The 26,960-nt window shown below is 71.9% G+C and carries 27 protein-coding genes; 12 read left to right on the plus strand and 15 right to left on the minus strand.

The window, feature by feature from the left end; translation table 11 throughout:
- Window positions 1-54 precede the first annotated feature (54 nt).
- Window positions 55-1,839 carry a glyoxylate carboligase gene (gene gcl, locus ACIQMV_RS10145; RefSeq protein WP_402592280.1) on the plus strand — a complete coding sequence of 595 codons (1,785 nt, stop codon included), beginning with the start codon at window positions 55-57 and terminating at the stop codon, window positions 1,837-1,839.
- 91 nt (window positions 1,840-1,930) lie between these two features.
- Here the strand turns inward: gcl and ACIQMV_RS10150 are convergent, their stop codons facing one another.
- From ACIQMV_RS10150 to ACIQMV_RS10170, 5 genes are all read right to left on the minus strand, one after another.
- Window positions 1,931-2,512 carry a TIGR04222 domain-containing membrane protein gene (locus ACIQMV_RS10150; RefSeq protein WP_402592281.1) on the minus strand — a complete coding sequence of 194 codons (582 nt, stop codon included), beginning with the start codon at window positions 2,510-2,512 and terminating at the stop codon, window positions 1,931-1,933.
- A gap of 211 nt (window positions 2,513-2,723) precedes the next feature.
- Window positions 2,724-2,960 (minus strand): hypothetical protein, encoded by a 237-nt coding sequence (locus ACIQMV_RS10155; protein WP_141357001.1) that lies wholly within the window; start codon window positions 2,958-2,960, stop codon window positions 2,724-2,726.
- 463 nt (window positions 2,961-3,423) lie between these two features.
- Window positions 3,424-4,887 (minus strand): catalase, encoded by a 1,464-nt coding sequence (locus tag ACIQMV_RS10160; protein WP_402592282.1) that lies wholly within the window; start codon window positions 4,885-4,887, stop codon window positions 3,424-3,426.
- A 195-nt stretch (window positions 4,888-5,082) separates the two neighbouring features.
- Window positions 5,083-5,976 carry a 2-hydroxy-3-oxopropionate reductase gene (locus ACIQMV_RS10165; protein WP_388475592.1) on the minus strand — a complete coding sequence of 298 codons (894 nt, stop codon included), beginning with the start codon at window positions 5,974-5,976 and terminating at the stop codon, window positions 5,083-5,085.
- 66 nt (window positions 5,977-6,042) lie between these two features.
- Window positions 6,043-6,882 (minus strand): TIM barrel protein, encoded by an 840-nt coding sequence (locus tag ACIQMV_RS10170; RefSeq protein WP_281154199.1) that lies wholly within the window; start codon window positions 6,880-6,882, stop codon window positions 6,043-6,045.
- Between the two features lie 170 nt (window positions 6,883-7,052).
- Between ACIQMV_RS10170 and ACIQMV_RS10175 the strand changes: the two genes are divergently transcribed.
- The 8 genes from ACIQMV_RS10175 to ACIQMV_RS10210 all read left to right on the plus strand — a co-directional run bounded on the left by ACIQMV_RS10175 (window position 7,053) and on the right by ACIQMV_RS10210 (window position 14,237).
- Window positions 7,053-7,304, plus strand: coding sequence for a hypothetical protein (locus tag ACIQMV_RS10175; RefSeq protein WP_402592283.1), 252 nt, complete (start codon window positions 7,053-7,055; stop codon window positions 7,302-7,304).
- Complete coding sequence (locus ACIQMV_RS10180; RefSeq protein ID WP_225078290.1) at window positions 7,301-7,663, plus strand: helix-turn-helix domain-containing protein; 363 nt, start codon at window positions 7,301-7,303, stop codon at window positions 7,661-7,663. The genes ACIQMV_RS10175 and ACIQMV_RS10180 overlap by 4 nt, the downstream gene beginning before the upstream one ends.
- 120 nt (window positions 7,664-7,783) lie before the next feature.
- Window positions 7,784-8,293 (plus strand): 2-oxo-4-hydroxy-4-carboxy-5-ureidoimidazoline decarboxylase, encoded by a 510-nt coding sequence (uraD, locus tag ACIQMV_RS10185; RefSeq protein WP_402592284.1) that lies wholly within the window; start codon window positions 7,784-7,786, stop codon window positions 8,291-8,293.
- A 22-nt stretch (window positions 8,294-8,315) separates the two neighbouring features.
- Complete coding sequence (gene uraH, locus ACIQMV_RS10190) at window positions 8,316-8,717, plus strand: hydroxyisourate hydrolase (protein ID WP_402592285.1); 402 nt, start codon at window positions 8,316-8,318, stop codon at window positions 8,715-8,717.
- 8 nt (window positions 8,718-8,725) lie between these two features.
- On the plus strand, window positions 8,726-9,661 hold the full coding sequence (gene pucL, locus ACIQMV_RS10195; RefSeq protein ID WP_402592286.1) for a factor-independent urate hydroxylase: 936 nt from the start codon (window positions 8,726-8,728) through the stop codon (window positions 9,659-9,661).
- Between the two features lie 62 nt (window positions 9,662-9,723).
- On the plus strand, window positions 9,724-11,133 hold the full coding sequence (locus ACIQMV_RS10200) for a nucleobase:cation symporter-2 family protein (protein ID WP_402592287.1): 1,410 nt from the start codon (window positions 9,724-9,726) through the stop codon (window positions 11,131-11,133).
- Window positions 11,134-11,200: 67 nt separating this feature from the next.
- Window positions 11,201-12,586 carry an 8-oxoguanine deaminase gene (locus ACIQMV_RS10205; RefSeq protein ID WP_402592288.1) on the plus strand — a complete coding sequence of 462 codons (1,386 nt, stop codon included), beginning with the start codon at window positions 11,201-11,203 and terminating at the stop codon, window positions 12,584-12,586.
- Window positions 12,587-12,905: 319 nt separating this feature from the next.
- Window positions 12,906-14,237: a nucleobase:cation symporter-2 family protein gene (locus ACIQMV_RS10210; protein ID WP_402592461.1), complete on the plus strand. Its 1,332-nt coding sequence runs from the start codon at window positions 12,906-12,908 to the stop codon at window positions 14,235-14,237.
- A 108-nt stretch (window positions 14,238-14,345) separates the two neighbouring features.
- Here ACIQMV_RS10210 and ACIQMV_RS10215 read toward each other — a convergent pair whose 3' ends face one another.
- The 3 genes from ACIQMV_RS10215 to ACIQMV_RS10225 all read right to left on the minus strand — a co-directional run bounded on the left by ACIQMV_RS10215 (window position 14,346) and on the right by ACIQMV_RS10225 (window position 16,142).
- Window positions 14,346-14,768, minus strand: coding sequence for an acyl-CoA thioesterase (locus ACIQMV_RS10215; RefSeq protein ID WP_402592289.1), 423 nt, complete (start codon window positions 14,766-14,768; stop codon window positions 14,346-14,348).
- A gap of 50 nt (window positions 14,769-14,818) precedes the next feature.
- Complete coding sequence (locus ACIQMV_RS10220; RefSeq protein WP_402592290.1) at window positions 14,819-15,451, minus strand: hypothetical protein; 633 nt, start codon at window positions 15,449-15,451, stop codon at window positions 14,819-14,821.
- A gap of 85 nt (window positions 15,452-15,536) precedes the next feature.
- Entirely contained in the window at window positions 15,537-16,142 is a 606-nt protein-coding gene (locus tag ACIQMV_RS10225) for a histidine phosphatase family protein (protein WP_402592291.1), read from the minus strand.
- A 138-nt stretch (window positions 16,143-16,280) separates the two neighbouring features.
- On the opposite strand from ACIQMV_RS10225, the gene ACIQMV_RS10230 reads away from it, so the two are divergent.
- Window positions 16,281-16,526 (plus strand): hypothetical protein, encoded by a 246-nt coding sequence (locus ACIQMV_RS10230; protein ID WP_402592292.1) that lies wholly within the window; start codon window positions 16,281-16,283, stop codon window positions 16,524-16,526.
- A gap of 16 nt (window positions 16,527-16,542) precedes the next feature.
- On the opposite strand, the gene ACIQMV_RS10235 is transcribed toward ACIQMV_RS10230, so the two are convergent.
- The 4 genes from ACIQMV_RS10235 to ACIQMV_RS10250 all read right to left on the minus strand — a co-directional run bounded on the left by ACIQMV_RS10235 (window position 16,543) and on the right by ACIQMV_RS10250 (window position 20,903).
- Window positions 16,543-16,725: a hypothetical protein gene (locus ACIQMV_RS10235; protein WP_402592293.1), complete on the minus strand. Its 183-nt coding sequence runs from the start codon at window positions 16,723-16,725 to the stop codon at window positions 16,543-16,545.
- Between the two features lie 112 nt (window positions 16,726-16,837).
- Window positions 16,838-17,986, minus strand: a complete 1,149-nt coding sequence (locus ACIQMV_RS10240; protein WP_402592294.1) for an ARPP-2 domain-containing protein — start codon at window positions 17,984-17,986, stop codon at window positions 16,838-16,840.
- On the minus strand, window positions 17,983-19,452 hold the full coding sequence (locus tag ACIQMV_RS10245) for a hypothetical protein (RefSeq protein WP_402592295.1): 1,470 nt from the start codon (window positions 19,450-19,452) through the stop codon (window positions 17,983-17,985). Before ACIQMV_RS10245 ends, ACIQMV_RS10240 begins: the two co-directional genes overlap by 4 nt.
- A 242-nt stretch (window positions 19,453-19,694) precedes the next feature.
- Complete coding sequence (locus tag ACIQMV_RS10250; protein ID WP_402592296.1) at window positions 19,695-20,903, minus strand: pyridoxal phosphate-dependent aminotransferase; 1,209 nt, start codon at window positions 20,901-20,903, stop codon at window positions 19,695-19,697.
- 87 nt (window positions 20,904-20,990) lie between these two features.
- On the opposite strand from ACIQMV_RS10250, the gene ACIQMV_RS10255 reads away from it, so the two are divergent.
- Complete coding sequence (locus ACIQMV_RS10255) at window positions 20,991-21,629, plus strand: winged helix-turn-helix transcriptional regulator (protein ID WP_402592297.1); 639 nt, start codon at window positions 20,991-20,993, stop codon at window positions 21,627-21,629.
- 60 nt (window positions 21,630-21,689) lie between these two features.
- Here ACIQMV_RS10255 and ACIQMV_RS10260 read toward each other — a convergent pair whose 3' ends face one another.
- Genes ACIQMV_RS10260 through ACIQMV_RS10270 form a run of 3 tightly spaced genes read right to left on the minus strand, consistent with a single transcriptional unit; the run spans window position 21,690 to window position 25,318 of the window.
- Window positions 21,690-22,511 (minus strand): hypothetical protein, encoded by an 822-nt coding sequence (locus ACIQMV_RS10260; RefSeq protein WP_402592298.1) that lies wholly within the window; start codon window positions 22,509-22,511, stop codon window positions 21,690-21,692.
- On the minus strand, window positions 22,511-23,776 hold the full coding sequence (locus ACIQMV_RS10265; protein WP_402592299.1) for a VWA domain-containing protein: 1,266 nt from the start codon (window positions 23,774-23,776) through the stop codon (window positions 22,511-22,513). The genes ACIQMV_RS10260 and ACIQMV_RS10265 overlap by 1 nt, the downstream gene beginning before the upstream one ends.
- Before the next feature lie 9 nt (window positions 23,777-23,785).
- Complete coding sequence (locus tag ACIQMV_RS10270) at window positions 23,786-25,318, minus strand: IucA/IucC family protein (protein ID WP_402592300.1); 1,533 nt, start codon at window positions 25,316-25,318, stop codon at window positions 23,786-23,788.
- A 111-nt stretch (window positions 25,319-25,429) separates the two neighbouring features.
- Here ACIQMV_RS10270 and ACIQMV_RS10275 point away from each other — a divergent pair, with 111 nt between their 5' ends.
- The gene (locus ACIQMV_RS10275; protein WP_402592301.1) at window positions 25,430-26,923 is read left to right on the plus strand and encodes an IucA/IucC family protein; all 1,494 of its coding nucleotides are present in this window, start codon (window positions 25,430-25,432) and stop codon (window positions 26,921-26,923) included.
- The last annotated feature ends 37 nt before the right edge of the window (window positions 26,924-26,960 follow it).

Consider the following 26,960-nt stretch of genomic DNA (forward strand, 5'->3'; position numbering starts at 1 on the left):
GCGCGACGGGCGTGCGAATCCGACAGCCGAAGACAGCCGAAGCAGGAGAACTCGATGGCTCGTATGACCGCTGCCCGTGCGGCAGTTGAGATCCTCAAGCGCGAGGGCGTCACCGCCGCGTTCGGTGTGCCGGGCGCCGCGATCAACCCCTTCTACGCGGCGCTCAAGGCGTCCGGCGGCGTCAACCACACCCTCGCCCGCCATGTGGAGGGCGCCTCGCACATGGCCGAGGGCTACACGAGGACCCACGCGGGCAACATCGGCGTCTGCATCGGCACGTCCGGCCCCGCCGGCACCGACATGATCACGGGCCTGTACTCGGCCATCGGCGACTCCATCCCGATCCTGTGCATCACGGGCCAGGCCCCCACCGCCGTGATCCACAAGGAGGACTTCCAGGCCGTCGACATCGCCTCCATCGCCAAGCCGGTGACCAAGATGGCCGTCACCGTCCTGGAGGCCGCGCAGGTCCCCGGCGTCTTCCAGCAGGCCTTCCACCTGATGCGCTCCGGCCGTCCCGGCCCGGTCCTGATCGACCTGCCGATCGACGTCCAGCTCACCGAGATCGAGTTCGACCCGGAGACGTACGAGCCGCTGCCCGTCTACAAGCCGGCCGCGACCCGCGCCCAGGTCGAGAAGGCGATCGCGCTGCTCAACGAGTCCGAGCGGCCGCTGATCGTCGCGGGCGGCGGTGTCATCAACGCCGACGCGTCCGAACTCCTCGTGGAATTCGCCGAGCTGACGGGCACTCCGGTCGTCCCGACCCTGATGGGCTGGGGCGTCCTGCCCGACGACCACGAACTGAACGCGGGAATGGTCGGGCTCCAGACCTCGCACCGCTACGGCAACGCGACCTTCCTGGAGTCCGACTTCGTCCTCGGCATCGGCAACCGCTGGGCCAACCGCCACACCGGCAAGCTGGACGTCTACACCGCCGGCCGGAAGTTCGTCCACGTCGACATCGAGCCCACCCAGATCGGCAAGATCTTCGCCCCGGACTACGGCATCGCCTCCGACGCCAAGGCCGCGCTGAAGCTGTTCGTCGAGGTGGCACGGGAGTTGAAGGCGGCCGGACGGCTGCCCGACCGCTCCGCCTGGGCCGGCGCCGCACAGGAGAAGCGGGCGAAGCTCCAGCGCCGTACGCACTTCGACGACATCCCGATCAAGCCGCAGCGCGTCTACGAGGAGATGAACAAGGCCTTCGGCCCGGAGACCCGGTACGTCTCCACGATCGGTCTCTCGCAGATCGCCGGCGCCCAGATGCTGCACGTCTTCAAGCCGCGGCACTGGATCAACTGCGGCCAGGCCGGGCCGCTCGGCTGGACCGTCCCGGCCGCGCTCGGTGTCGCCAAGGCCGACCCGGAGGCGTCCGTCGTCGCCCTCTCCGGCGACTACGACTTCCAGTTCATGATCGAGGAGCTGGCGGTCGGCGCGCAGCACAAGATCCCCTACGTCCACGTGCTGGTCAACAACTCCTACCTGGGCCTGATCCGCCAGGCGCAGCGGGCCTTCGACATCGACTTCCAGGTCAATCTGGAGTTCGAGAACATCAACTCGCCCGAGCTGGGCGTCTACGGCGTCGACCACGTCAAGGTCGCCGAGGGCCTGGGCTGCAAGGCGATCCGGGTGACCGACCCCAATGAACTCGGCGCCGCCCTCGAGGAGGCCAAGAAGCTCGCCGCCGAACACCGGGTGCCGGTCGTCGTCGAGGCGATCCTGGAGCGGGTCACCAACATCTCGATGTCGGGCACCAACGACATCAGCAACGTCGTGGAGTTCGAGGAAGTGGCCACGGAGCCCGGCCACGCCCCGACCTCCATCAGGACGCTGAAGGTCTGAGGCACGGACACCGATCGAAGGGGACGGCCCGCCCGCAGGGGGCCGTCCCCTTCTCATGTTCATGCTGTTCCGACGTACCTCGCCGGCACCGTCACACGGAACCGCAGCTGAAGCCGCCCGAGCCGCCGCCCCAGGACTGCGGCAGCTCCCGCTCGGTCGTCCCGCCCCGCCCGAGAAGTCCCGCCTCCCGCGCGAAGCGCGGCACGAGCCGGGTCAGCGCCCGGTCCCCGTACAGGGCCACGGCCAGCAGCCGGTCGTCGAACGACAGGCCCCTTCCGGTCGCGGGCAGCGGATGCCGGTCCCGCAGGTCCCTCAGGGTTCGCCGGCCGGCCCGGGTGCGCCCGGGCGGGAAGACGCGCAGCAGCCCGGCGACGGTGAGTTCGTAGCGCAGGTCGATCAGTGCGAGCGCGACGGATTCCCGGTCCAACAACTGCCGCATGCCCGCGGGGCGGTAGAGGGCGGCGTGCACGGTCTTCGTCAGATGCGGGAGGGCGGGGAGATCCGTCCCCGTGCCGTGGGCCGGCCCCGTGGTGCGCATCGTGCCGCCGCGTCCGGGGCCGATGGCGCCCCGCGCCTGCAGAGCGAGCACGGCGACCGTGGCGGCGGCGCGGCGGCCGCCCCGTAGAAACGCGATCTCGTGCGGCGCGAGCCGGTTCGTTGCGTCACTGTCCATGGGACCCCCAGCGGCCGGAACACGGGGCCCGCCGCCCCCGTGCCGGCGGGCCCCGTCGAGGAGAATGTGCCCGCACCCGGGGCTGCTCGATACCTGCCGCCCCTACTTCAGAGCATGATTTGAGCATGCCGTACCCGCGGTACGCCCCCTGCGGTAGTCACCCCGGCCGCACCCGCCCTCCGCCATGCGGCGGCCCGGCTGCTCCGTACGTTCAGGTGTCGTCGTGTTCCGGTAGGCCCGGCCAGGTTTCGGGGCCGCCGCCCTGCCATTCGATGAGGTCGCTTTCCTCCACCTCCACGCGGTCCAGGTCGGCCAGTCGGAGGATTTCGACCACGTCGTCCAGGTGGGACGCGAGTCCGAGGGTCACGTCGCCCTCGGTCACCCGCCGGGAGCCGTCCAGGGCCGGTGCGTGCACCACGATGTGCGGATGCTTCGTGGGGTTGTCCATGTCCTCAGCCTCCTGACCCTCAGCCTGCTGCGCCGGCCCCCGGTCCGCACCCCGGGGACACCGGGACCGGGTGGACGACGAGGAGCGCCGGACCCGGGTTCCGACCCGGGTCCGGCGCTCCTCCTGCGGTCCGTTTGGTTGCCGTCCGACGGCGCGAGACTGGGCGCGACAGGACATTCGCGCCGCCGGACGGGATCAGGGGCCTCGCGGCAGGACCGTTCTGCGCGAGGCGGGTGGCCGGGACCGCGGCGGGTGCGACGGCTCCGGGACGTCCTCCCTCCGGTCGGGAGAGCGCTCCGTCGCCTTCACCACCGCACTGGCTCGCACGCCGCCGCGGTCCACGCGCCCGCACGGCCGTCGGACGGCCACCCCTCATCCGGGTCGCCCGACGGCCCGGGCGGGCCGTGTGCGTACGGGGCCCGGGGCATGACCTCCCGGCGGACCCCGTACGCGGCTCTTGGTGTCAGTCCTCGCGCAGGGCGCGTACCGCCTCCTCCACGTGCCTGCCGTAGTCCGGGTCGGCGGCGTGGAAGTGCGCGAGGTTCTGCTTGATCACGTCGTCGCGGGAGACCTGCGAGAGGCCGCCGGCGATGTTCGCGACCAGACGCCGCTTCTCCTCCTCGGACATCAGCCGGTACAGCTCGCCGGCCTGGAAGAAGTCGTCGTCCTTGGTGTGCGGGGGCGCCGCGTGGGTGCCCGTGTGGCCCGTCACCGCCAGCGGGGCCGACAGCGGACGGCCGGTCTCGACGGGGCCGTCGTAGGAGTTCGGCTCGTAGTTCTTGGCGTACCGGCCCTGGGAGTTGGACGCCATGAGGCCGTCACGGCCGTAGTTGTCCGCGCCGCCGGGCACGGCCTTCGGCGCGTTCACCGCGAGCTGGGTGTGGTTGACGCCCAGGCGGTAGCGGTGGGCGTCGGCGTAGGCGAACAGCCGCCCCTGGAGCATCTTGTCCGGCGACGGGCCGATGCCCGGTACGAAGTTGTTCGGGGAGAACGCGGCCTGCTCGACCTCGGCGAACACGTTGTCCGGGTTGCGGTCCAGGACCAGCCGGCCCACGCGTCGCAGCGGGTGGTCCCTGTGCGGCCAGACCTTGGTCACGTCGAAGGGGTTGAAGCGGTAGCCGGCCGCCTCGGCCGCCGGCATGATCTGGACGTACAGCGTCCAGGACGGGCGCACCCCGCGCTCGATCGCCTGGAGCAGGTCCGTCTGGTGGGAGGCCGGGTCCGTGCCCGCGATCTCCTGGGCCTGCTCGGTGGACAGGCAGCGGATGCCCTGGTCGGTCTTGAAGTGGTACTTGACGAAGAAGGCCTCGCCGTCGGCGTTCGTCCACTGGTAGGTGTGCGAGCCGTAGCCGTTCATGTGGCGGTACGAGGCAGGGATGCCGCGGTCGCCCATCAGCCAGGTCACCTGGTGCGTGGCCTCGGGGGAGTGCGCCCAGAAGTCCCAGACGTTGTCCGGCTCCTGACGGCCCGTCAACGGGTCGCGCTTCTGCGAGTGGATGAAGTCGGGGAACTTCACCGGGTCCTTGACGAAGAACACCGGCGTGTTGTTGCCGACGAGGTCGTAGTTGCCCTCCTCGGTGTAGAACTTCACCGCGAAGCCGCGCGGGTCGCGCACCGCGTCCGCGCCGCCGAGGGAGTCCGCCACCGTGGAGAAGCGCGCGAACACCTCGGTGCGCTTGCCGACCGCGTTCAGGAAATCGGCGTGGGTGCAACCGGTGACGTCGTCGGTCACCTCGAAGTGGCCGTGGGCGCCGGAGCCGCGGGCGTGCACCACGCGCTCCGGGATGCGCTCGCGGTTGAAGCGCGCCAGCTTCTCCAGCAGGTGCTGGTCCTGGAGGAGGAGGGGGCCGCCGATGCCGGCGGAGGCGGAGTTCTGGTTGTCGGCGACCGGGGCGCCGGACTCGGTCGTGAGGACGCGCTTCGACATCAGGGACCTTCCGTGCAGAGGGGCAACGGAAACATACTTCCGCTTCGTGGAGTTTCCGCTTGCGTGGAGCCTAGGATCGGTGTGATCGGCGCGTCAACAGTTTGTTGAACAAGGGGGGTGGATCCGGACGGCGCCGCCGCCTGGGCGCGACATGACTGGTGTCGGCGGCGGCGCCGTCCGGAGGTCTGGGGTCCGTCAGACCTGGGCGCCGGACAGGCGCTCCACGGCCCGCAGCAGGGCCGAGTGGTCCAGGCCGCCGTCGCCCTGCGCGCGCAGGGAGGCCACCAGCTGGGCGACCACCGCGCCGACGGGCAGGGCGGCGCCGACGGCGCGGGCCGCGTCCGTCACGATGCCCATGTCCTTGTGGTGCAGGTCGATACGGAAGCCCGGCTTGAAGTCCCGCTGGAGGAAGTTGTCCTTCTTCCGCGTCAGCACGGTCGAGCCGGCCAGGCCGCCGCCCAGGACGTCCAGCGCCGCCTTCAGGTCCACGCCCGACTTCTCCAGGAAGACCACGGCCTCGGCGCACGCCTGGATGTTCACGGCGACGATCAGCTGGTTGGCGGCCTTCACGGTCTGGCCGGAGCCGTGCGGGCCGCACAGCACGATCGTCTTGCCCAGCGCCTCGAAGAGCGGCTTGGCCGTGTCGAAGTCGGCCTGCTCGCCGCCGACCATGATCGACAGCACCGCCTCGACGGCGCCCGCCTCACCGCCGGAGACGGGGGCGTCCAGGACCCGGATGCCCTTGTCCTTGGCGGCGGCGGCCAGGTCGATCGAGGTCTGCGGGGTGATCGAGGACATGTCGATCAGCAGCGCGCCGGAGCGCGCGTTCTCCAGGATGCCGTCCGGGCCGTAGGCGATGGCCTCGACCTGCGGGGACGCGGGCACCATCGTGACGATCACGTCGGCGTCCCGGACCGCCTCGGCGATCGAGCCCGCCGTGGTGCCGCCCGCGGCGGCCAGCCGGTCCAGCTTCGCCTGCTCCAGCGTGTAGCCGGTGACGGCGTAGCCCGCCTTGATCAGGTTCTCGGACATGGGGGAGCCCATGATGCCGAGGCCGATCCAGGCAACCTTGGGAAGGGTGGTGGTCATTGCGGGTGCCTCTCTCACTTCTGTGCTGCGTCTGGGGGTCGGGGCCCTGGAAGGTGCCCGGGCTGGTCAGCGGGCCGCTCGGGCCTCGGCCGGCAGCCACGCGAAGGCCTCGGCGCTCGGCCTGTCGCCCGGCTTGTACTCCAGGCCGACCCAGCCGTCGTAGCCGGCCTTCCCCAGCTGGTCGAGGAGGTCCTCCAGCGGGAGCGAGCCCGTGCCGGGCGCGCCGCGGCCGGGGTTGTCGGCGATCTGGACGTGGCCGGTCCGCGCGGCGTACCGCTCGATCACCGACGGCAGGTCCTCGCCGTTCATGGACAGGTGGTAGAGGTCCATCAGGAACCTGGCGTTGCCGAGGCCCGACGCCGCGTTCACCTTGTCCACCACTTCGACGGCGGCGGGTGCGCTCACCAGCGGGTACAGCGGCGACTCCGGCTTGTTCAGCGCCTCGATCAGCAGGATCGCGCCGATCCGGTCGGCGGCCCGGGCCGCGAGGACCAGGTTGTCCAGCGCGAGCGCGTCCTGCTCGGCCGGGTCCACGCCCTCGACCCGGTTGCCGTACAGCGCGTTGAGGGCCGTGCAGCCGAGGGACCGGGCCAGGTCCGCGGCCACGTCGATGTTGGCGCGGAACCTCTCCGACTCCTCACCGGGGACGGACAGTGCGCCGCGGTCGGGGCCCGGGAGCCTGCCCGCGTAGAAGTTCAGGCCGGTGAGCTGTACGCCCGCGTCCTCGATCGCCTTCTTCAGGGCATCGGTCTCGGAACGCTCCGGGGTGGGGGAGTCGATCCACGGCCACCACAGTTCGACCGCGGTGAAGCCGGCCGCGGCGGCGGCCGCCGGCCGCTCCAGGAGCGGGAGTTCCGTGAAGAGGATCGACAGGTTGACGTTGAAGCGCTGGTCTGCGAATCCCATCAGGGCCGCGCTCCCTTCCGTTGTCGCCGTATTCCGTATTGCGGAATTTGGTTTCTGCGTAATGGAAGACTGCCGGGGGGTGTCGTGGCTTGTCAAGAGGGTGCGGGCTCCCGTGTGGATCCCGGTCGCCGGGACTGCCCGGAAAGCGGCCCGCGCGTTAGGTTGTGCGCGTGCGATTGAGAGTGGAGTTCACGACCGAACCCTTCGACCTGGACGAGGCCCCCGCGCACGCGGTGGTGGCGCGGGAGGTCGTCGAAGCCGCCGAGCTGGACGCCGTGGACGTCGGCCCGTTCGGCAACACGGCCGAGGGGGGTGCCGACGCCGTCCTGGGCGCCGTGGACGCCCTGCTGCGCAGGACCCTCCGGGCCGGCGCCACCCGGATCTCCCTTCAGGTCACCGTGATCGGGGAGGACGGGAGGTGATCGGGGAGGAGCCCTTCATCGCGGCCCTGAAGCCGCTGGTCGACGCGATCGGCGGCCGGATGCTCCCGCCCGACGAGGCGGGCCCCGACGATGTCGTGCTCTCCTGGGAGGGTGCCGTCGCCGTCGCCGTACGCCTGCCGCAGCTCGCCGACTCGCTGGACCACATCCTGGCCGCCATGGAGCGCAAGCAGGGCATGCCGCTCGCGGACCTGGACCGCAAGGCCAAGCAGGAGGTCGTGCGGGTGCTCGAGGCGCGCGGAGCCTTCTCCGTCCGGCACGGGGTGGAGACCGTGGCGAGCGCGCTGGGCGTCAGCCGCTTCACCGTCTACAACTACCTCAACCGCGACAAGCAGGGCTGAGCCGCCCCCGGGCCCGGCGTCCCGGAATTTTCAACAAACTGTTGACGCAGTGTTCGTCAGGGCGTTAGCTATCCGCAGCCCGTTCAACGCGAAGGCCGTCAACAGCCCACGGAGGCTCCCGTGACTTCGACCGCAACGCCACCGGGCCTCGCCCGATTCAACGCCCTCCCCGAAGACGCGGCCCGAGCCGCCCTTCTGGAGGCGTGCGCCAGCACGGCGTGGGCCGAGCGGCTGCTGGCGGCCCGCCCCTGCGGCACCCCCGAAGACCTCGAAGCCGCGAGCGACGCCGCCATGGCGGAGCTGACCCCCGCGGACCTCGGGGAGGCGATGGCCGGCCACCCGCCGATAGGCCGTCCCAAGCCCGGCGACCCGGCATCGGCCCGCGAACAGCGCGGCATGGCCGGCGCCTCCGAGGAACTCAAGGCCGAGATGCTCGACCTCAACCTGGCCTACCAGGACAAGTTCGGTCACGTCTTCCTCATCTGCGCCACCGGCCGGACCGGCGAGCAGATGCGCGACGCGGTCAAGGAGCGGATCGGCAACGCGCCGGAGCAGGAACGCGAGATCGTCCGCAGCGAACTGGGGAAGATCAACCGCATCCGGCTCGCCCGACTGCTCGAAGACGCCTGAGAAGACGCCCGAAGAGGAAACCATGAGCACCGAGACCACCGCCTCCGTGTCCACGCACATCCTGGACACCTCCGCCGGCCGCCCCGCCGGGGGCGTCGCCGTCCACATCCTGACCCGTTGCGGGCGGGAAGCGGACTGGCAGGCGCTCGGCGGATCCTCGACCGACGCCGACGGGCGGTGCAAGGATCTTCCGGCGCCGCCGGAGGGCACCACCCACGTACGGCTCGAGTTCGACACCGAGACGTACTTCGCCAAGAAACAAGCCGCGGCCCAGCAGGACGCCCCCGCGCTCCGGGACAGCGAGAACGGCCGGCCGGTGTTCTTCCCCGAGGTCACCATCACCTTCGCGGTGGTGCCCGGTGAGCACTACCACGTTCCGCTGCTGCTCAACCCGTTCGGCTACTCCGTTTACCGAGGGAGCTGACCGACACCATGACCCGTTTCGTCCTGGGACAGAACCAGTACGGCAAGGCCGAGAACCGAGTCGTCAAGATCACGCGTGCCGGCGACACGCACCACATCAAGGACCTGAACGTCTCCGTCGCCCTCTCCGGCGACATGGAGGAGGTCCACCGCAGCGGCTCCAACGCGAACGTCCTGCCGACCGACACCACCAAGAACACGGTGTTCGCCTTCGCCAAGGAGCACGGGATCCAGAGCGCCGAGGACTTCGGCGTCAGGCTCGCCCGCCACTTCGTGGACAACGCCGAGCCCATCCACCGGGCCCGCATCCGCATCGAGGAGTACGCCTGGGAGCGGATCGAGACCGCGCAGTCCGGCGCGCGCTTCGTCGGCTCCGACGAGATCGCCCACTCCTTCGTCCGCAAGGGCCAGGAGACCCGCGTCGCGCAGATCACCTACGACGGCCACGGAGTCCAGGTGCTCTCCGGGTTCAAGGACCTGACCGTCCTGAACTCGACCAACTCCGAGTTCTTCGGCTTCCTGAAGGACAAGTACACCTCCCTTCAGGAGGACCACGACCGCATCCTCGCCACCACCGTCTCCACCTGGTGGCGGCACAACTGGAACGGCATCGACTCGCACGCCCCCGACTGGGAGCGCTCGTACAACGGGGTGCGCAAGCACGCGCTCCAGGCGTTCGCCGAGACCTACTCGTACTCGCTCCAGCAGACCCTCTTCGAGATGGGTGTGCGGGTGCTGAACTCCCGCGACGAGGTCGACGAGATCCGCTTCTCGATGCCCAACAAGCACCACTTCCGCTCGGACCTGTCGCCCTTCGGGATCGACAACGCGGCCAAGGACGGCGCCGTCTACTACGCCGCCGACCGCCCCTACGGCCTGATCGAGGCCACCATTCTGCGGGACGGCGCCGAGCAGCTCATCCCGGTCGACATGACAAACCTCTGACGCGGGACGCGCGCCACCGGACCCGCTCCGGACCGGTGGCGCGCCACACCGGAGGGAACGAAATGGCACTGCCTGCTCAAGGGCCCGTCGAAGGCCCGTGTTCCACCCCACCGGTGCACACCGAGGACGCCGTCACGTCCGTGCACCCGGTCGACGAGAAGCTCCACCCCTCGCGGCTCGTCCCCGCCGCGCTCCAGCACATCGCCGCCATGTACGCGGGCGTTGTCACCCCTCCGCTCATCATCGGCCAGGCCTGCGGACTCGACATCGCGGGCCGCACCCGGCTCATCGCCGCCAGCCTGCTGATCGCCGGCGTCGCGACGATCCTCCAGACCATCGGCGTCAGGCAACTCGTGGGCAACCGCCTGCCGTTCGTGAACGCCGCCTCCTCGGCCGGCATCGCCCCCATCCTCGCCATCGCCGAGAACAACGCCAAGGGAAACCAACTCCCGGCGATCTACGGCGCGGTGATGGTCGCCGGCGCCTTCTGCCTGGCCGTCGGCCCGTTCTTCGGACGGCTGCTGAAGTTCTTCCCGCCGCTGGTCACCGGCGTGGTGATCACCCTCATCGGGGTCACCCTGATGCCCGTGCCCGTCGGCTGGGCGCAGGGCGGCGACCGGAACGCCGCCGGCTTCGGCTCCATGAAGAACCTCGCCCTCGCCGCGTTCACCCTCGTGGTGATCCTGCTGATCCAGCGCTTCGGCACGGGCTTCGTCAAGCAGGTCGCCCTGCTGTTCGGACTGCTCATCGGCACCCTGGCCGCCCTTCCGTTCGGCATGGCCGACTTCCGCGGCCTCGCGTCCGCCCCGGTCGCCGCGCTGCCCACCCCCTTCGCCTTCGGCGCCCCCGTCTTCCAGCCCGCGGCCATCCTGTCGCTGTGCATCGTGATGCTGGTGCTGATGACCGAGTCCAGCGCCGGCATGCTCGCCCTCGGCGAGATCTGCGACCGCCGCGCCGACGCCCGGACCATCACCCGCGGCCTGCGCACCGACGGCCTCGCCACCCTGCTCGGCCCCGTCTTCGGCGGCTTCCCCACCTCGGCCTTCGCCCAGAACGTGGGCGTCGTCTCGCTGACCCGGGTGCGCAGCCGCTACGTCGTCGCCGTCGCCGGCTCCGCCCTGCTGCTCCTCGGCGCCTTCCCGGTCCTCGGCGCGGTCGTCTCCCTGGTGCCCATGCCGGTCCTCGGAGGCGCGGGCATCGTGCTCTTCGGCTCGATCGCCGTCAGCGGCATCCGCACCCTGTCCGAGGCCGGACTGGACGACAGCTCCAACATCATCCTGGTCGCCGTGGCCCTCGGCGCCGGCATCATCCCGCTGGCCGCGCCCACCTTCTACACCCAGTTCCCCGCCTGGGCGCAGACCGTCCTCGGCTCCGGGATCAGCGCCGGCGCCATCGTCGCCGTCATGCTCAACCTGTTCTTCCACCACCTCGGCACCCGGAGCAGCACGGCTCCGGCACTCAAATCCTCCTAGGGTCCTGCCGTGCCCTCCCCGTGGACGCCCCACGTCCACGGGCCGCCACCAAAGACAAGGAAGCGCAATGGCACCATCGGCAGCCCAGCGCATCGTCATCGAGAACTGCGCGATCGCGACCGTGGACGCGGACGACACCGAGTACGCCTCCGGACACCTCGTCCTCGCCGGCAACCGGATCGAGTCGGTCGGCGCGGGCAAGGCCCCCGAGGGGCTGAAGGACGTGGTGCGCCGCATCGACGCGAGCGGCCATCTGGCCACGCCCGGTCTGGTCAACACCCACCACCACTTCTACCAGTGGATCACCCGGGGCCTGGCCACCGACCACAACCTGTTCGACTGGCTCGTCGCGCTCTACCCGACCTGGGCGCGCATCGACGAGGAGATGGTGTACGCGGCGGCCCAGGGGTCGCTGGCGATGATGGCCCGCGGCGGCGTCACCACCGCCATGGACCACCACTACGTCTTCCCGCACGGCTCCGGAGACCTGTCCGGCGCGATCATCCGGGCGGCCCGCGAGACGGGCGTGCGGTTCACCCTGGCCCGCGGTTCGATGGACCGCGGCGAGAAGGACGGCGGGCTGCCGCCGGACTTCGCCGTGGAGACGCTCCAGGACGCGCTCGCCGCCACCGAGGAGACCGTTCGGCGGCACCACGACGCCTCCTTCGACGCCATGACGCAGATCGCCGTCGCCCCCTGCTCCCCGTTCTCCGTCTCCACCGAACTGCTCCAGCAGGCCGCGGAGTTGGCCCGCCGTCTCGGCGTACGGCTGCACACCCACGGCTCGGAGACGGTCGAGGAGGAGAAGTTCTGCCACGAGCTGTTCGGCAAGGGCCCCACCGACTACTTCGAGTCCACGGGCTGGCTGGGCGAGGACGTGTGGATGGCGCACTGCGTCCACATGAACGACTCCGACATCGCCGCCTTCGCCCGTACGAAGACCGGTGTGGCGCACTGCCCCTCCTCCAACGCCCGCCTCGCGGCCGGAATCGCCCGGGTCCCCGACATGCTGGCGGCCGGCGTCCCGGTCGGCCTCGGTGTCGACGGCACCGCCTCCAACGAGTCCGGCGAACTCCACACCGAACTGCGCAACGCCCTCCTGATCAACCGCCTCGGCGCACACCGCGAGGCGGCCCTGAACGCCCGTCAGGCGCTGCGCCTGGGCACCTACGGCGGCGCCCGGGTACTCGGCCGGGCCGGCCAGATCGGCTCGCTGGAGCCGGGCAAGCTGGCCGACCTGGTGCTGTGGAGGATGGACACGCTGGCCCACGCCTCGATCGCCGACCCGGTGACCGCCCTGGTCCTGGGCGCGGCGGCACCGGTCACCGCCTCCTTCGTGGACGGGCGGCAGATCGTCGAGGACGGCCGGTTGCTGACCGCCGACGAGGACGCCATCGCCCGCGCCACGCGGGCCGAAGCACAGCGGCTGGCGCGCATCACCGCGCAGAGCTGACCGACTGAGGAACTCCGGGCGGGAGGGACGGCTCCCGACCGGTAGCCGTGGACCCGAGCGGGGTCCGCGGCGGGCCGGCTCCGGGGCGCGCTTGGACACGCGCCCCGGAACGGTCTCCGTTCGCCCCGCGGACCCCACCGAGGGCCCGACCCGGTCCCGCACGACCACACGCACCACCTCCCAGACACCCACGTCGAAGACGACGTGTCAACCGACCGGAGGAGCCGCCGTGGCCGCTCACCCCACGTCCCGTGACGAGGCGCTACAGCCAGCCGAGTCCACCACCCATCCCGTGGACGAGAAACTCCCCATCCTGAAGATGGCGACCAGCGGCCTTCAGCATGTGGCCGCCATGTACGCGGGCGTGGTCGCCCCGCCCCTGATCGTCGGCGCCGCCGTGGGCCTGTCCGGCACCGAGCTGACGTTCCTCACCGGGGCCTGCCTGTTCACGGCCGGTCTCGCCACCTTCCTCCAGACCCTCGGCATCTGGAAGATCGGCGCCCGGCTCCCCTTCGTCAACGGCGTCACCTTCGCCGGTGTCGCCCCGATGACGGCGGTCGTCGCCGCCACCAAGGACAAGTCCGACGCCCTGCCGATCATCTTCGGCGCGGTGATCGTGGCGGGCGTCCTCGGCTTCCTGGCCGCGCCGATCTTCTGCAAGGCGATCCGCTTCTTCCCACCGGTGGTCACCGGCACCGTGATCACCCTCATCGGTGTCTCCCTGCTGCCGGTCTCCTTCGGCTGGGCCCAGGGCCCCAACCCGGCCGCGCACGACTACGGTTCGGCGACGAACCTCTCCCTGGCCGGCACCACCCTGGTCATCGTCCTGCTGCTGCGCCGCTTCACCCGCGGCTTCGTCAAGCAGATCGCGGTCCTGCTCGGGCTGATCGCCGGCACGGTCATCGCGATCCCGTTCGGCGTCACGGACTTCGGCCCGGTGGCGGACGCCCAGGTGGTCGGCTTCCCGACCCCCTTCCACTTCGGCGCGCCGCAGTTCCAGGTCGCCGCGATCCTGTCGATGTGCGTGGTGATGGTGGTCTCGATGACCGAGTCCACCGCGGACATGCTGGCCCTCGGTGAGATCGTCGAACGCCCGGCGAACGAGAAGACGATCGCCGCCGGCCTGCGCGCCGACACCCTCGGCTCCGCCCTCAGCCCCCTGTTCAACGGCTTCATGTGCAGCGCCTTCGCGCAGAACATCGGCCTGGTGGCCATGACCCGGATCCGCAGCCGCTTCGTGGTGGCCTTCGGCGGCGGCTTCCTGGTCCTGATGGGCCTGTGCCCGATGGCCGCCTCGCTCATCGCCGTCGTACCGCGCCCGGTGCTCGGCGGCGCGGGCGTCGTCCTGTTCGGCTCGGTGGCCGCCAGCGGCATCCAGACCCTGGCCCGGGCCGGCCTCGACAAGGACAACAACGTCCTGATCGTCGCCGTCTCGATCGCCGTCGGCATCATCCCGATCACGGCGCCGAACTTCTACCACGCCTTCCCGGAGACCGCCCGGATCGTCCTCGACTCCGGCATCTCCACGGGCTGCGTCGCGGCCGTCCTGCTCAACTTCGTGTTCAACCACCTGGGCAGGCCCGGGCTGGTGGACGCCCAGGACGTCACCCATCCGATGGAGGCGGGGGAGGAGATCGCGGTGGCGCGCTGATCCCTCGGAGGGGTACGGCCGCCGCGCGGGCCCTCGGGAGGGGCGGCCAACCGCGCCGATCTTCGGGAGGGGTACGGCCGCTGTGCCGTGCCCCTCCCGCCGTGTGCGTCACAGCCCGAACAGGCCGGGATCCGTCGCCAGTTGCCTGAAGCGGTCGTGCGGAGCGGGCACCGGTTTCCTCGCCTTGAGGTCCAGGAGGCCGCCGACCGCGTCGATCTCGGCCGCCACCGTGCCGTCGGCCTTCCGGACCGTCTGCCGGATGCGGAAGGTCTTGCCCCCGTCCCACTCGAAGGCACGGGTCACGTCGGCCTCGTCGCCGGCCGACAGCTCACGCGGGTAGCGGATCGTCGTCTCCAGGGTCACCGGCCCCACGCCGCCGGACACGAGGCCCGCCTGGCTGATCCCGGCAGCCTGGAGCAACGACCAGCGGGCGTGCTCCGCGTAGTTGAGGTACACGGCCTGGTTGAGGTGCCCCTGCACATCGGTCTCGTCACCGCGGACGGTCACCCGGACGGAACACGGCTCGCTCACCGCGTCCCCTTCTCGTACGCCGCTCGGACCCACCGATCCTGGCACGGCCGTCACATCCTGCGCGGCGACGCCAGCAGGTACCGGGCCCTGGTCCGGGGCTCGGTGTACTCCCCGGCCTGCCAGCCCGCCCGCTCCAGCGCGGCCGCGCACGCCCGCAGTGCCGCGCCGTCCGGCCCGTACACCGCGACCGCCTCCGGCTGCGGGGTCGCCCGTACCCGGTATCCGTCCGCGTCCGGCCCCGCGGGCCGCTGTCCCGCCGCCTCCAGGGCGAGCGCGGCGGCCCGGACCAGATGCGTTCGCTCCCAGCCGCAGGGCCGTTCGACGGCACCGTCCGGATTGGTCATCCGGCGCAGTTCCAGCAGTCCCTGCCAGGCGCTGTGCACCTCGCGCACCCGCCCGGGACCGTCGTACGGGGCCTCCTCGCCGCCGACGCGGGCGGAGAACACGCCGGTACCGGCAGGCGCCTCCCCGACGTCGGGCGCCTTCTTCGTCACCTCCTCCGCCTCCCGTATCCGATGCCCGGCCGGGGTGAGGAAGTGGTCGTGCGGCGGCCGTGGATGCCGGAAGGCGAGCCCCCGCTTCACCAGCGCCGCGAGCTGGGCCTCCGTACCCCTGAGCCGGCCGGTCACGGGGTCGGCGGCGTCGATGACGCGGCGCTGCGCGGCAGTAGGCGGTCGTGTCACGGCGCGGCCTCCCCGAATCGTCGAACAGCTGGCGAACGGCCCATTCGAAGACTACGACCCGGGTCCGACAACGAGCCGCCGCCGCTTACGCCGACGGGGCCGCCCGGATGTTCCAGCCCGCGATCACCGGCCGCCCGTGCTCCGTGCCCAGCCGGCACACCGTGCCCGTGGCCAGCTGGAACAGCGCGCCCGCCGACGGCGGCAGCCCGAGCCGCCGGGCGGTGAGCACCCGCAGGAAGTGCCCGTGGGCCACCAGCACGACGGCCCCCTCGGTGTTGGCGAGCGCGGCGTCCACCTTGCCCAGCATGCGGTCGGCCCGCTCCCCGACCTGCTCCACGGTCTCCCCGGGATGTTCCGGCGGCCCCGGGGCGACCCCATCCGTGAACAGGAACCAGCCGGGCCGCGTCCGCTGGATCTCGACGGTGGTGACGCCCTCGTAGCCGCCGTAGTCCCACTCCCGCAGATCCGTGTCGACCCGCGCGTCGTGGACCCCGATCACCTGGGCAGTCTCCCGCGCCCGCTGCGACGGGCTGACGAACGCGGCCCCGATCCGGTGCGAGCGGATCAACGGCACCAGCCGCCGTGCCTCCTCCCGCCCGTGCTCGGTGAGCGGCACGTCCGTCCACCCGGTGTGCCGCCCAGACCGCGACCACTCGGTCTCGCCGTGCCGTACGAGAAAGAGATCACCCATGTGTCACAGGCTACGAGCCCGCGTCCCCGCTCCGGCGGACTCACGCGCCCACGGCGGGGCATCGCGGCCCGGGTACTTTCGGAGCACGGATCGGCAACGCGGCGTCCCGACCGCGCCGCCGGCGGGGAACGTATCGGCATGCTGGCGTGCGGATGTCTGGACCTGATCGGAATACTGGCCGACCTGGTCGGCAACACGCTGCTGAGCCTGGCCACGCTCGTACTCGGCCTGATCTGCCTGATCGGCCTGCTGCTCGGCGGGATGGTGGCCCTCGGCCACCTGACCCGCCGTGAACAGGACGACGACACCGAGCCGGACGAGGACCAGGTCACCCTCGCGTCCTTCCACTGGGAAACCCCCTCGGACGCGGACGATCCTTACTAGCCCGGGCCCCTCCGGCTCAGGCGAGCGGCACTTCCTCGACCACGCTCTCCTCGAACCGCCACGACCCCTTGTTCCCCCACGTCTCGGCACGCAGCCCCATCTCCCCGGCGATGCGGGCCGCCCGCTGCCGCGACAGGGCGGGGTAGTCCTCCGGATGCGGTGTGATGTAGCCACGACGGTCGACGGGGTACGTACGCAAGGCCTCGCGCGGCTTCTCTTCTTGCTCCTCCTGCCTGGCACGAGCCTGGTGTTCGGGGGGTGCCTTCTTCCACCGGTCCCGCCGCTTCGCGGCGTCCGATCTCCGCTTCTGGTCAGGGGTTTCCTGTGCGGTTCTGCTTGCGATAGTGGTCCAGGACGTCCTGACGGAGGGGGGCGAAGCCGGACGTCTCCAGGCGGAGGGCCAGTTGGGGCTCGGTCAGGCCGAGGGCGCTGGCGGTGGCGGGGAGGTGCCAGTCGTGGGCGGCGAGGTGCGTGAGGAGGTGGCCGCGGCGGACCTGGCTCTCCGAGAGGCGGAAGGTCTTGAGGTAGACGGTCCGGCCGTGTTCGTCGATGATCGCCTCGCCGATGTGGTTGTCCTGCTTGGGGCGGAACGGCGGCAGGAATCGGGAGAGGGTGAAGCGGCCCATGCGCCGGACCAGTTGCCAGGTGCTCTGCTGGTCCAGCAGTCCGGCCGCCATCGTGGTGTCGTGGAAGTCGGCCCACCGCGCCGTCTGTTCCGCCGCGGCGTCCCGCAGGTCGGCGAGCGTGCGGATCCGGGTGTCGGGGATGCGGGCGCGGAAGTCCGTGACGGGAGGCATCAGGGTGGCGTAGTGGTGCACCAGGTCGCCGTAGAGGTCCTGGAGCAGGGTCGGGTGCAGGGTGCGGTAGTCCTCCGGGTGCGGCACCACGAACGCCGCGGCGGGCGCGTCGGCCAGATGGATCAGTACGCCGCACTGGCCCGGGTGGATCTCGAAGACGCGCAACGCGTCGGCCAGTCCGGGTACTTCGGTGCCGAGGTAGGCGGCCTCGACACGCGGGGAGAGCCCCTGACGCACGGCTCGGTGCGACCACTGTTTCCAGGCGACGGCGGGACCGCCGAAGTGAAGTGCGAGATAGCCCTCCAGCGCGAGGTGGAGCGGCAGGAAACGCAGCCGGTGCCGGGCCTCCCGGGGGGCCGTCCGACGGTGGAAGTGCAGTCGTGCGGCCCCGACTTCCTGCTCGGGCCGCCCGTCGGTCAGCTGTGTTCCGTAGGCCGCGGCGGGTGAGCCGTCCCCGGTCCAGTCGGCGACGAAGCTGTGCGGGATGTAGGAGCAGTAGCTCCGTCCCCGGCCCAGGTCCACCTCGCCCGGTCCGTCGTGGATCCGCGGGTGCAGGCGCAGGTCCTGGATCGGCTCGGCCCGTACGAGCGGCACCAGCCGTACGGCGCCCCACACCTGCGCGGGGCGGGTCTCCAGCCCGTCGAGCAGTCCGTGCGGTGTCATCGGGGGTTCCTCTCCGCCCGTCGGTCCGCGGCGGCGGTGAGCCGCGCCGCGCGGGAGTCCAGGTAGGCCGTCAGGTCGGCCAGGCCGGTCCGGCCCTCGGCGAACTGCGCGATCTCGACGAGCGCGGGCAGGTCCTCGACGTCGCGGATGCCCGCCGTCGGCACCCGTGCGGACAGTCGGCGCACGTCGAAGTCCTCGGCGTCGTACACGGGGTTGAGGTGCACCACGCTGGTGCGGCGGGCCGGATCGAGGCGGGTGCGCCAGGTCCGGAGCACCTCACCCGCCAGCCCGGGAGGAGAGTTGTCCCAGCCGTCGGAGACGATCACCAGACGTTCCGGTGCCGTCTCCAGGCCGTCGAGGATCCGCTCACCCAGCGGGGTCGGGCCGACGGGGTGGGCCAGGAGCGCGTCGCCGCGGCCGGAGGTCCACAGCCCCGTGTAGTGGCCGGCGAGCGCTTCGAGCAGGTAGTGGCAGGCCAGGGCGACCGCCAGCGGCCGGCGCCGCTTCACGCCCGAACCGGAGGAGGAGAAGCTGTCGTCCAGGACGGCGGCCACCCGGCCCCAGGTTCCCCGGTGCCGGCCCGCCGTCCGCCGGGCGGCCGTGCGCAGCGCGCCGGTCAGCTCCTCGCGCCGGGCGACCCGTTCCGGGGCAGTGAGGGAGAGCACGTACCCGGCGAGCCGGGTGAGCGGCATCCGGGACAGGTCGGCCGCCACCGCCCGCGCCGCCGCGGGACCGTGCTGCCGTGCCGCCTCCTGGAGCCGCAGCGTCTCCAGGCGGGTGAGCCGGGGGGCGATACGTTCCAGGAACACGCCGCGCGGTATGCCGTGCCTGGCGGCGAAGCCCTCCGCGACGGTGTACGGGAGTTCGTAGAGCGCCGCCTGCTCGTAGTGCGCGCGCCGCCAGGCCTCCAGGATCGGCGTGTCGTAGCGGGCGCGGCTGTGCGGAGCGAAGAGGAAGGCGCCGAGTTCGGCGTCGTCCAGCGGCAGATGCGCGTGCCGCAGCGCCCGCTTGAGGCCGTTGCGGTACTTGACGGCGTCGAGGGCCGGATCGGGCCGGGCGGCCAGCCAGTCGCGCAGCAGGGCGCGGGTGCGGCGGTTGTTCACCTCGGAGCGGCGCAGGGCGCCGAAGAGTCCGTAGACGCGCTGCGGCGGCAGCAGCGCCAGCCGTCCGGCGATCAGCCGGCCCTCGCTGCGGCGCTGGTCCGCGGTGGCCTCGCGGGCGGTCTCCAGCAGCCGGCGGACGATCAGCGCCGCGTTGTGGTCGTTGATGTCGAGGGCGAGCACGCCCGCGTAGAGGTCGCGGTAGTTGCCCAGCGTGTAGGCGTGCAGGAAGTCGAGGGAGAGCCGCTGGGCCGCCGCGTCGGAGCGGAACTCGCGCTGGCCGGTCGCGGTGATCGCGGCGTTGACGAAGAGCAGTACGTCCTCGGCCGCGATCGGATCCCCGGACGACTTCATGCCCTCGTCCATGCCCTCACCTGTTCACTCGCGGCCCCCCTGCCGGGGCCGGTCGGCACTCCCTTGCCGGGGCCGGCCGGGGAATGGGGGCACGAGCTGCGAATCATTGCTTCATAGGCAGGTTCCGGAAGTCGCACCGAAGTCCCGCGGCCGGCACCGGGACCGTAACACGGCGCGGGTCGCGGGCTCGGAGGAGTTTCCCCTGGCCGGAGGGGCCCGGGACGGCCGCGGGCCCGCGAGGCGCGGTGCCGGACCTACTGCCGGTATCCGCCGAGGAACCGGCCGATCCTACTGATCGCCGTGTCCAGGACGTCCGCGTGGGGGAGCGTGAGGATGCGGAAGTGGTCCGGGGCCGGCCAGTTGAAGCCCGTGCCCTGGACCACCTGGATCTTCTCGCGCAGGAGGAGGTCCAGGACGAACTTCTCGTCGTCGTGGATCCGGTGGACCTTGGGATCCAGGCGGGCGAACGCGTACAGCGCGCCCCTGGGCTTCACGCACGTCACGCCCGGGATCTCGTTGAGCTTCTGCCAGGCCACGTTCCGCTGTTCGTGCAGCCGGCCGCCCGGTGCGGTCAGTTCGCGGATGGACTGGCGGCCGCCGAGGGCGGCCTGGATCGCGTACTGGGCGGGGGCGTTGGCGCACAGGCGCATGGAGGCCAGCATGGTCAGGCCCTCCAGATAGTCCTTCGCGTGCTGCTTGGGGCCGGTGACCACCAGCCAGCCGGAGCGGAAGCCCGCCACTCGGTAGGTCTTGGACAGGCCGCAGAAGGTGAGCACGACCAGGTCCGGGGCGAGCGCGGCGGTGGAGTGGTGGACGGCGTCGTCGTAGAGGATCTGGTCGTAGATCTCGTCCGCGAAGACCATCAGGCCGTGGCGGCGGGCGAGGTCGCAGATGCCCTCCAGGACCTCCTTGGGGTAGACCGCGCCGGTCGGGTTGTTGGGGTTGATGACGACCACGGCCTTCGTACGGTCGGTGATCTTCGAGGCCATGTCGTCCAGGTCCGGGTACCAGTCGGCCTGTTCGTCGCACAGATAGTGGACCGCCGTGCCGCCGGCCAGCGTCGTCACGGCCGTCCAGAGGGGGAAGTCCGGTGCGGGCACGAGGATTTCGTCGCCGTCCTCGATCAGTGCCTGCACGGCCATCGAGACCAGTTCCGAGACGCCGTTGCCCAGGAAGACGTCATCGACGTCCACCTCCAGGCCGAGGGTCTGGTAGCGCTGGGCGACGGCCCTGCGGGCGGAGAGGACGCCGCGCGAGTCGGTGTAGCCGTGTGCCCGCGGAAGCATCCGGATCATGTCCTGGAGGATCTCCTCCGGTGCCTCGAAGCCGAACAGCGCGGGGTTGCCGGTGTTCAGCCGCAGCACGCTGTGACCGGCCTCCTCCAGCGCGTCGGCGTGCTCGATCACCGGGCCGCGGATCTCGTAACAGACCTCGCTGAGCTTGCTCGACTGCCGGAATTCCATGCGCCGCTTCCCCTCCGGTAACTGGTCCTGCTTGGTTTTACCAAGCGAGAGCTTGGAAAGTCCAACAACCCGTCTACACTGCGTCGCATGCCACCTCGCCGTAGCTACGACCAGTTCTGCTCCGCCGCCCGCGCGCTCGATGCCGTCGGCGACCGCTGGACCCTGCTGATCGTCCGGGAGCTGCTGGCCGGTCCGCGCCGGTACACCGATCTGCACGCCGACCTGCCGGGCGTGAGCACGGACATGCTCGCCTCACGGCTGAAGGACATGGAACGGGACGGGCTGACGACCCGGCGCCGGCTGCCGCCGCCCGGAGCCGTCCACGTCTACGAACTCACCTCGCGCGGGCGTGAGTTGCTGCCGGTACTGCGGGCGCTCGGGGAGTGGGGGCGGACGGAGCTGGGGGAGCGGCGGCCCACCGACGCGCTGCGCGCGCACTGGTTCGCGCTGCCCCTGCTGCGCGCCCTGGAGGAGGCGGGGATCGGGACGGGCGTCGTCGAAGTCCGGCTGGAGGAAGGCGACTTCCATCTGCGGGTGGGAGCTGTGGAGGGCCCGCTCTACGGGTACGGACCCGCGCCGGTGGAGCCGGACGCCCGGCTGGCTCTCGACTCCGTCACGTGTACGGCCGTCAGCCGCGGGGAGTTGGGCCTGGTGGACGCGGTACGGGACGGGTGCGTCGAGGTGGGCGGGGACGGCTCTGCGGCCAAGGCGTTGCGCGAGGCATGAGAGAAGACCCGCCCCAAAACAGGAGCGGGCCTTCCGAGGTGCTGTCGGGCGGAACTGCCGTCAGACGCCCGGCGGTATGCGCGACGGGCGTCCCGAGCCGCGCGTCAGCGCGTACCCGCCGATGCCCGCGAGCGCGGCGAGCACGCCGCCGATCCCGGTCCACACCCACCGGTCCGACCACCACGTGGAGGACCAGCCGCCGTCCGGCTCGATGCTGGACAGCACGGCCGACTTCTTCGAACCCTGGTCGTCCTGCGAACCGCTGCCGTCCTGCTCGGACTTGACCGCGATGCCCGGGGTCAGCGGCTGCGCGAGCGAGCCGTCGACCGCCGCGGCGCCGCCGATGTCCTTGGAGTCGGCCCGCACCTCGGCGCTCACCGGCAGACCCAGGTCGGAGGCGGGCAGACCGGCCGCCATGAGCCGGATGTAGTACGTGCCCGGCAGCGGGTCGTTGGCCCACGGTTCCGACCAGGCCCGCACCGTGCGCAGCACGCAGGCGAGTTCGATCGAGGCCGTGCCCTGTGCGGCGGTGCGGGTCTGGGCGCCGTACTGGCAGGACTGGCGGCGCCGCAGACCGTCGTAGACGTCGATCTGCCAGGTCTGCGAGGCGTGCGCCTCGGGCAGCTTCACCGTCGCCTTGACGGTGGGGCGCTGCCCGGCGTCCGCGGCGAACGACCAGTACAGGTAGTCGCCGGTGGAGCCGCTGGCGGTGGCCTGCTGCCCCTGCTCGATCTCGGTCGCGCTACGGAACGAGGTGCCCGCCTGACGGGGCGCCCCGCTGTCGCCGGACGGATCCGCCGAGGGTGACGAGTCGGCTGCCGCGGGGCCCGCGGCCAGCCCGAGCGCCAGCAGCGCGGCGCCCAACACACGGTTGATACGCATCAGTTCGTCCTCCAGATTGCGACCCGCCAACGCGACACCCAGCCCCACAGCAGGCCCGCGACGAAGCCGGTGAGCACCAGCGCGCCGAGCAGCCACCAGCCGCGGCCGAGACCGAAGGAGGCCACATCGCTCGACTTGCCCGGACCGTCCACCACGTCGACGGTCAGCTCCAGCGGCAGACCCGGCGTGGCCTTCACGCCGGAGGCCGCCGAGAAGGCGTTGGTGATCTGAAGGCACACGGTCTCGGCCGGGGCGCTCTCGTCGTCGCTCTCCGGCTTCGGGTAGCGCAGACCCGTGGAGATCACGTCCGTGCGGCCGTTGCCCGCCGCCTCACCGCGCACGATCTCCCGGCCGCGCTCCGTCACGGCCCGCACCAGCAGGCCGTAGTCGGGGTCGACGGCCCGGTCCGCGGCGACGCTCACCGAGGCCCGCAGCTCCTGGCCGGGGTTGACGTCCACCCGGTACCAGCGCTGCTGTCCGAACTCCTCACGGTCGGTGTAGAGGCCGGACTTGAGCGTCGGCGCCTTCGCGCACTCGGTGGCGCCCTCCGTGGCCACCGGCGTCACCACCGGGTCGGCCGCCCGGTCGACCAACTGGCCGACCCGGTCGCTGAGCTCCTCCTTGTGCTGTACGGAGGTGTAGGTGCCCCCGGTCGCCTCCGCGATGCAGATGAGCTGGTCGCGGGTCTTGGCGTCCGGCACCAGGCCGAGGGTGTCGATGGTCAGCCCGATGCCCTTGGCCGCGATCTCGCGGGCCACTTCGCACGGGTCCAGCGGCTGACAGGTGTCCTCGCCGTCGGTGATCAGGACGATCCGGCGCATGCCGTTGCCGCCGTCGAGGTCCGTCGCCGCCTTCTGGAGCGCCGGTCCGATGGGGGTCCAGCCGGTCGGCACCAGCGTCGCCACCGCGGTCTTGGCCTCGGTGCGGTTCAGCGGGCCGACCGGGTAGAGCTGGGCGGTGTCCTTGCACCCCGTCTTCCTGTCGTTGCCGGGGTAGTTGGCCCCGAGGGTGCGGATTCCGAGCTGGACCTCCTCGGGGGTCGCGTCGAGCACCTCGTTGAATGCCTGCTTGGCCGCGGCCATCCGCGTCCCGCCGTCCATGTCCCGGGTCCGCATGGAGCCGCTGACGTCCAGGACGAGTTCGACCTTCGGGGCGTCCTGCCCCTCCATCTCGTCGGCTACCGCACCGGCGGGAAAGGCCATCCCGGCCGTCAGGGCGGCGAGCAGAGCACAGACTCCCGCCGCCAGCCGTTGTCTTGTGATCATCGGCGGATCTTATTGATCGGACGTGCCGGGGACCAAAACGAGCGGGTTGGGCAGCCCGGTCCACTGGTCCCCGGGGGTGCCGGGAGACAGCCGCATCAGCGTCAACGCCTTGGCCGGAAGCGGCTGTTCGCACAACGCCACGAGGTCCGGGGTGCGCGGCAGGTCCTGTACGGCCGGCTCCAGTGCCGCCCGCAGCGCGGCCGCCGATCCGGCCGTGCCCGCCAGCGCGCCCGCCACCAGCGAGCCGAACAGCTTGCGGCGCAGGGCGGTCGGGTCGTCGGTGAGGTTCCGGGCGGGCAACTCCGGTACGGCGATGCCGTGGCGGGTCAGGCGGGCCGGACTGATCCGGATGTCGGCGAGGTCGCGGTAGACCAGCCGCAGCGGGGAGCCGGATCCGGACAGCACGACGAGCAGGTTCTGGCCGTGTGCCTCCAGGGCCACCCCCAGCTCCAGCAGACGCAGTCCGACGGTCAGCGCCAGGCGTGTGAACTCGCCCGTCCAGGCCGGTGAGTCGGGCAGGTCCGTGGTCGGCAGCGCCGCCACCGGCACCACGTGCTCCCCGGATGCGGCGTACCTCCCGGGCGACTCGCGCCACAGAGCCGCCAGATCGGGGGAGCCCGAGGTGGCCGCGCCCAGGGTGCGGGTGATGTGCAGCAGGCCGTCCGTGCGGGCCGCCAGGTCCACGGCGAAGTCCGACAGGGCGGCGGAGGCGGTCACCGAGCCGACCGAGATGTCCCGGACCGAGGACGTCAGCCGGGCGCTGAGCGAGGTCTTGACGTGGAGCCCGCCGGGCACGGCCAGGGTGCGCAGCGACATCAGCGGACGGGCCGCGAGGGCACGTTCCCCGCGCGGCTGCTTGAGCACATGCGCCGCCTGCCAGGGGTGCACGGGGATCAGCAGCCGCCCGCCGTCCCGCAGGTCCCTCGGCCACGCCCCGCTCACCAGGCACTCCCGCTCCGGCACCGGCACCAGGCCCAGCTCGACCGACGGCCGGTGCTCGGGCCCGTACGCGAGCTGCTCGGCGACTGAGAAGCCCGGCCGGGAACGGCAGTTGGGGTGGAAGGGGTGGCCGTCGACCACCCGCTGCTCCCACTGCCAGTCCGCCACCGGCCACTCCTCGCGGTGGGCCTCCTCAACGGGTGGCTGATCGGCCCGCGACAGCGCCAGCGAGGCGACACTGTGCCCGAGTTCGGCGGCGAGCGAGTCGCCGTGCGGCACGGCGAGGTCCCTCATCAGCCGCGCCGGATCGTCGTGGGCCGCCCCGGCCAGACGTACGGCCGTGACGTACGCGGAGGTGGCGTACGGGTCGGACGGCGGCCCCTCCAGCCGGCGGCCGTCGCGCAGCCGCAGGACGAGCGCGTCCCGTGTGCGCTCCCGGCCGGTGATCCACGGCAGCGGCTCGTGGGCGAGCGCGCGCCACAGCCGGGTCAGTACGGCGGCCCGCGCGTCGTGCAGCCGCGCCGCGTACCGTGAGACCAGGTCGGGCCGCACGGCGGCCAGCTCCTCGGCGACCTCGGTCTCGGTGGCTGGGGGACGGTGCACGGTCGGACTCCTCCGATGGCGGGCGGGCGTCAGGTCGGCGCGTGCCGGGCAGACATACTGATCACCTTCGCACCGTGTGGACTTATGGACCGAACGGACCGAGTAAAACGCATGGAGCTCACGCCCCCCACCGACGACGTCGCGGAGCGCGCCGACGCGTACGCGGCCGCGCCCCTGCTGAACTGCCTGATCCGCGAGGTCGCGCGGCCGTACCCGGATCCGGGCGGCCGGCGGACGTACCGGCTGCCCGGCGGGGACCGGCTGCTGCGCGTGCGCGACGGGCGGCGGCCCACCGCGCCGGAGGTGTACGCGGAGGGAGGCTGGCAGCGGATCGACCACCCGGAACTGGTCAAACTCGTGGCGGAGGAGCTGCGTCGGCACACGGGCCTGCCCAACGACGAACTGCCCGCCGAGATGATCGACAGCCGGGAGGCGGTGGCGGCGCTGCTCGCCGCCCGCGACCGCGCGCCGGTGCCCGAGGACCCGTACATCCGGTCCGAGCAGGCGCTCGTCACCGGCCACCCGTACCACCCTGCGCCCAAGGCGCGTGGTGGCGGCCCGGCCGCCTCCTGGCTGCCGTACGCGCCCGAGGCGCACGCCCGCTTCCCCCTGGTGCTGCTCGGGGTGCGCGAGGACCTGGTCGCCGAGGAGGGCGACACCTCGGCGCTCGACGCGCTGGGCCAGGCCCCGCCCGGCTACCGGCTGCTGCCCGCCCACCCCTGGCAGCTCGAACTGGTGGGCCGCGACCTCGCCGAGGCCTTCGCCGACGGACGGCTGCTGCGGCTGGGCACGACGGCCCGGTCGGTGTGGCCCACGGCGGCGGTCCGCACCGTCCACGTCCCCGGCGCGGACCTCTTCCTGAAGTTCAGTCTGGACGTGCGGATCACCAACGACGTACGGCGGTTGTGGCGGCACGACCTCGGCAGGCTGCGCCGCACCGACACGGCGGTCGCGACCGCCTTCGCCCACCTGCCGGGCCCGGCGGCCTGGCTGTCCGACCGCGGCTACCGCACCGCCGCCTTCGCCTTCGAGGAACTCGCCGTCGTCGTCCGCGACGGACTGGGCGAACACCTGGTGCCCGGCGCGACCCCGCTGCTCGCCGCGGCCCTCGCCGAGGGCTTCGACGGCAACCCGCTGGACGGCCCGGCGGACCCGGCGCTGTGGTGGGAGGCGTATCTGCGCCAGGTGATACCCCCCGTCCTCGGCGCCTTCGCGCGGCACGGTGTCGTCCTGGAGGCCCATCTGCAGAACTCGCTGATCGCCGTGGACGCCGCCGGCCTGCCCGTGCAGGCACTCTTCCGCGACGCGGAGGGCGTCAAGCTGCTGCCGGACGTCTCCCGGGCCGCCGGATGGGAGCGGCTGGTGTACTGCCTGGTCGTCAACCATCTCAGCGAGATCGCCGCCGCCCTCGCCGAACGCCACCCGGGTCTCGACCCCTGGCCCGCCGCCCGCCGTGAACTCGCCTGCCACGACCTGCCCGAGGCCGCCGCCCTGCTCACCTCGCCCACCGTGCCCGGGAAGACGAACCTGCTGCTGCGCTGGACGAACGCCGACGGCGCCGCCGCCCGCTATCAGCCGCTGCCGAATCCGCTGGTGAGCGCCTGAATCCCAGGCTGATCCCCGGCGGGTCCGTGTCCGTGGC

The organism is Streptomyces sp. NPDC091412 (assembly GCF_044756885.1).
In the GTDB taxonomy this organism is placed as follows: Bacteria; Actinomycetota; Actinomycetes; order Streptomycetales; family Streptomycetaceae; genus Streptomyces.

Excerpts from the sequence above, each read along its gene's own strand:
- ACIQMV_RS10155 (WP_141357001.1), bottom strand. The coding sequence starts at position 2,960 with ATGGACAACCCCACGAAGCATCCGCACATCGTGGTGCACGCACCGGCC.
- ACIQMV_RS10205 (WP_402592288.1), top strand. The coding sequence starts at position 11,201 with ATGGCACCATCGGCAGCCCAGCGCATCGTCATCGAGAACTGCGCGATC.
- uraH (WP_402592285.1), top strand. The coding sequence starts at position 8,316 with ATGAGCACCGAGACCACCGCCTCCGTGTCCACGCACATCCTGGACACC.
- ACIQMV_RS10225 (WP_402592291.1), bottom strand. The coding sequence starts at position 16,142 with ATGGGTGATCTCTTTCTCGTACGGCACGGCGAGACCGAGTGGTCGCGG.
- ACIQMV_RS10250 (WP_402592296.1), bottom strand. The coding sequence starts at position 20,903 with ATGGAATTCCGGCAGTCGAGCAAGCTCAGCGAGGTCTGTTACGAGATC.
- ACIQMV_RS10260 (WP_402592298.1), bottom strand. The coding sequence starts at position 22,511 with ATGCGTATCAACCGTGTGTTGGGCGCCGCGCTGCTGGCGCTCGGGCTG.
- ACIQMV_RS10245 (WP_402592295.1), bottom strand. The coding sequence starts at position 19,452 with ATGGACGAGGGCATGAAGTCGTCCGGGGATCCGATCGCGGCCGAGGAC.
- ACIQMV_RS10165 (WP_388475592.1), bottom strand. The coding sequence starts at position 5,976 with ATGACCACCACCCTTCCCAAGGTTGCCTGGATCGGCCTCGGCATCATG.
- pucL (WP_402592286.1), top strand. The coding sequence starts at position 8,726 with ATGACCCGTTTCGTCCTGGGACAGAACCAGTACGGCAAGGCCGAGAAC.
- ACIQMV_RS10255 (WP_402592297.1), top strand. The coding sequence starts at position 20,991 with ATGCCACCTCGCCGTAGCTACGACCAGTTCTGCTCCGCCGCCCGCGCG.
- ACIQMV_RS10170 (WP_281154199.1), bottom strand. The coding sequence starts at position 6,882 with ATGGGATTCGCAGACCAGCGCTTCAACGTCAACCTGTCGATCCTCTTC.
- ACIQMV_RS10230 (WP_402592292.1), top strand. The coding sequence starts at position 16,281 with ATGCTGGCGTGCGGATGTCTGGACCTGATCGGAATACTGGCCGACCTG.
- ACIQMV_RS10200 (WP_402592287.1), top strand. The coding sequence starts at position 9,724 with ATGGCACTGCCTGCTCAAGGGCCCGTCGAAGGCCCGTGTTCCACCCCA.
- ACIQMV_RS10240 (WP_402592294.1), bottom strand. The coding sequence starts at position 17,986 with ATGACACCGCACGGACTGCTCGACGGGCTGGAGACCCGCCCCGCGCAG.
- ACIQMV_RS10160 (WP_402592282.1), bottom strand. The coding sequence starts at position 4,887 with ATGTCGAAGCGCGTCCTCACGACCGAGTCCGGCGCCCCGGTCGCCGAC.
- gcl (WP_402592280.1), top strand. The coding sequence starts at position 55 with ATGGCTCGTATGACCGCTGCCCGTGCGGCAGTTGAGATCCTCAAGCGC.
- ACIQMV_RS10265 (WP_402592299.1), bottom strand. The coding sequence starts at position 23,776 with ATGATCACAAGACAACGGCTGGCGGCGGGAGTCTGTGCTCTGCTCGCC.
- ACIQMV_RS10210 (WP_402592461.1), top strand. The coding sequence starts at position 12,906 with ATGGCGACCAGCGGCCTTCAGCATGTGGCCGCCATGTACGCGGGCGTG.
- ACIQMV_RS10150 (WP_402592281.1), bottom strand. The coding sequence starts at position 2,512 with ATGGACAGTGACGCAACGAACCGGCTCGCGCCGCACGAGATCGCGTTT.
- ACIQMV_RS10275 (WP_402592301.1), top strand. The coding sequence starts at position 25,430 with ATGGAGCTCACGCCCCCCACCGACGACGTCGCGGAGCGCGCCGACGCG.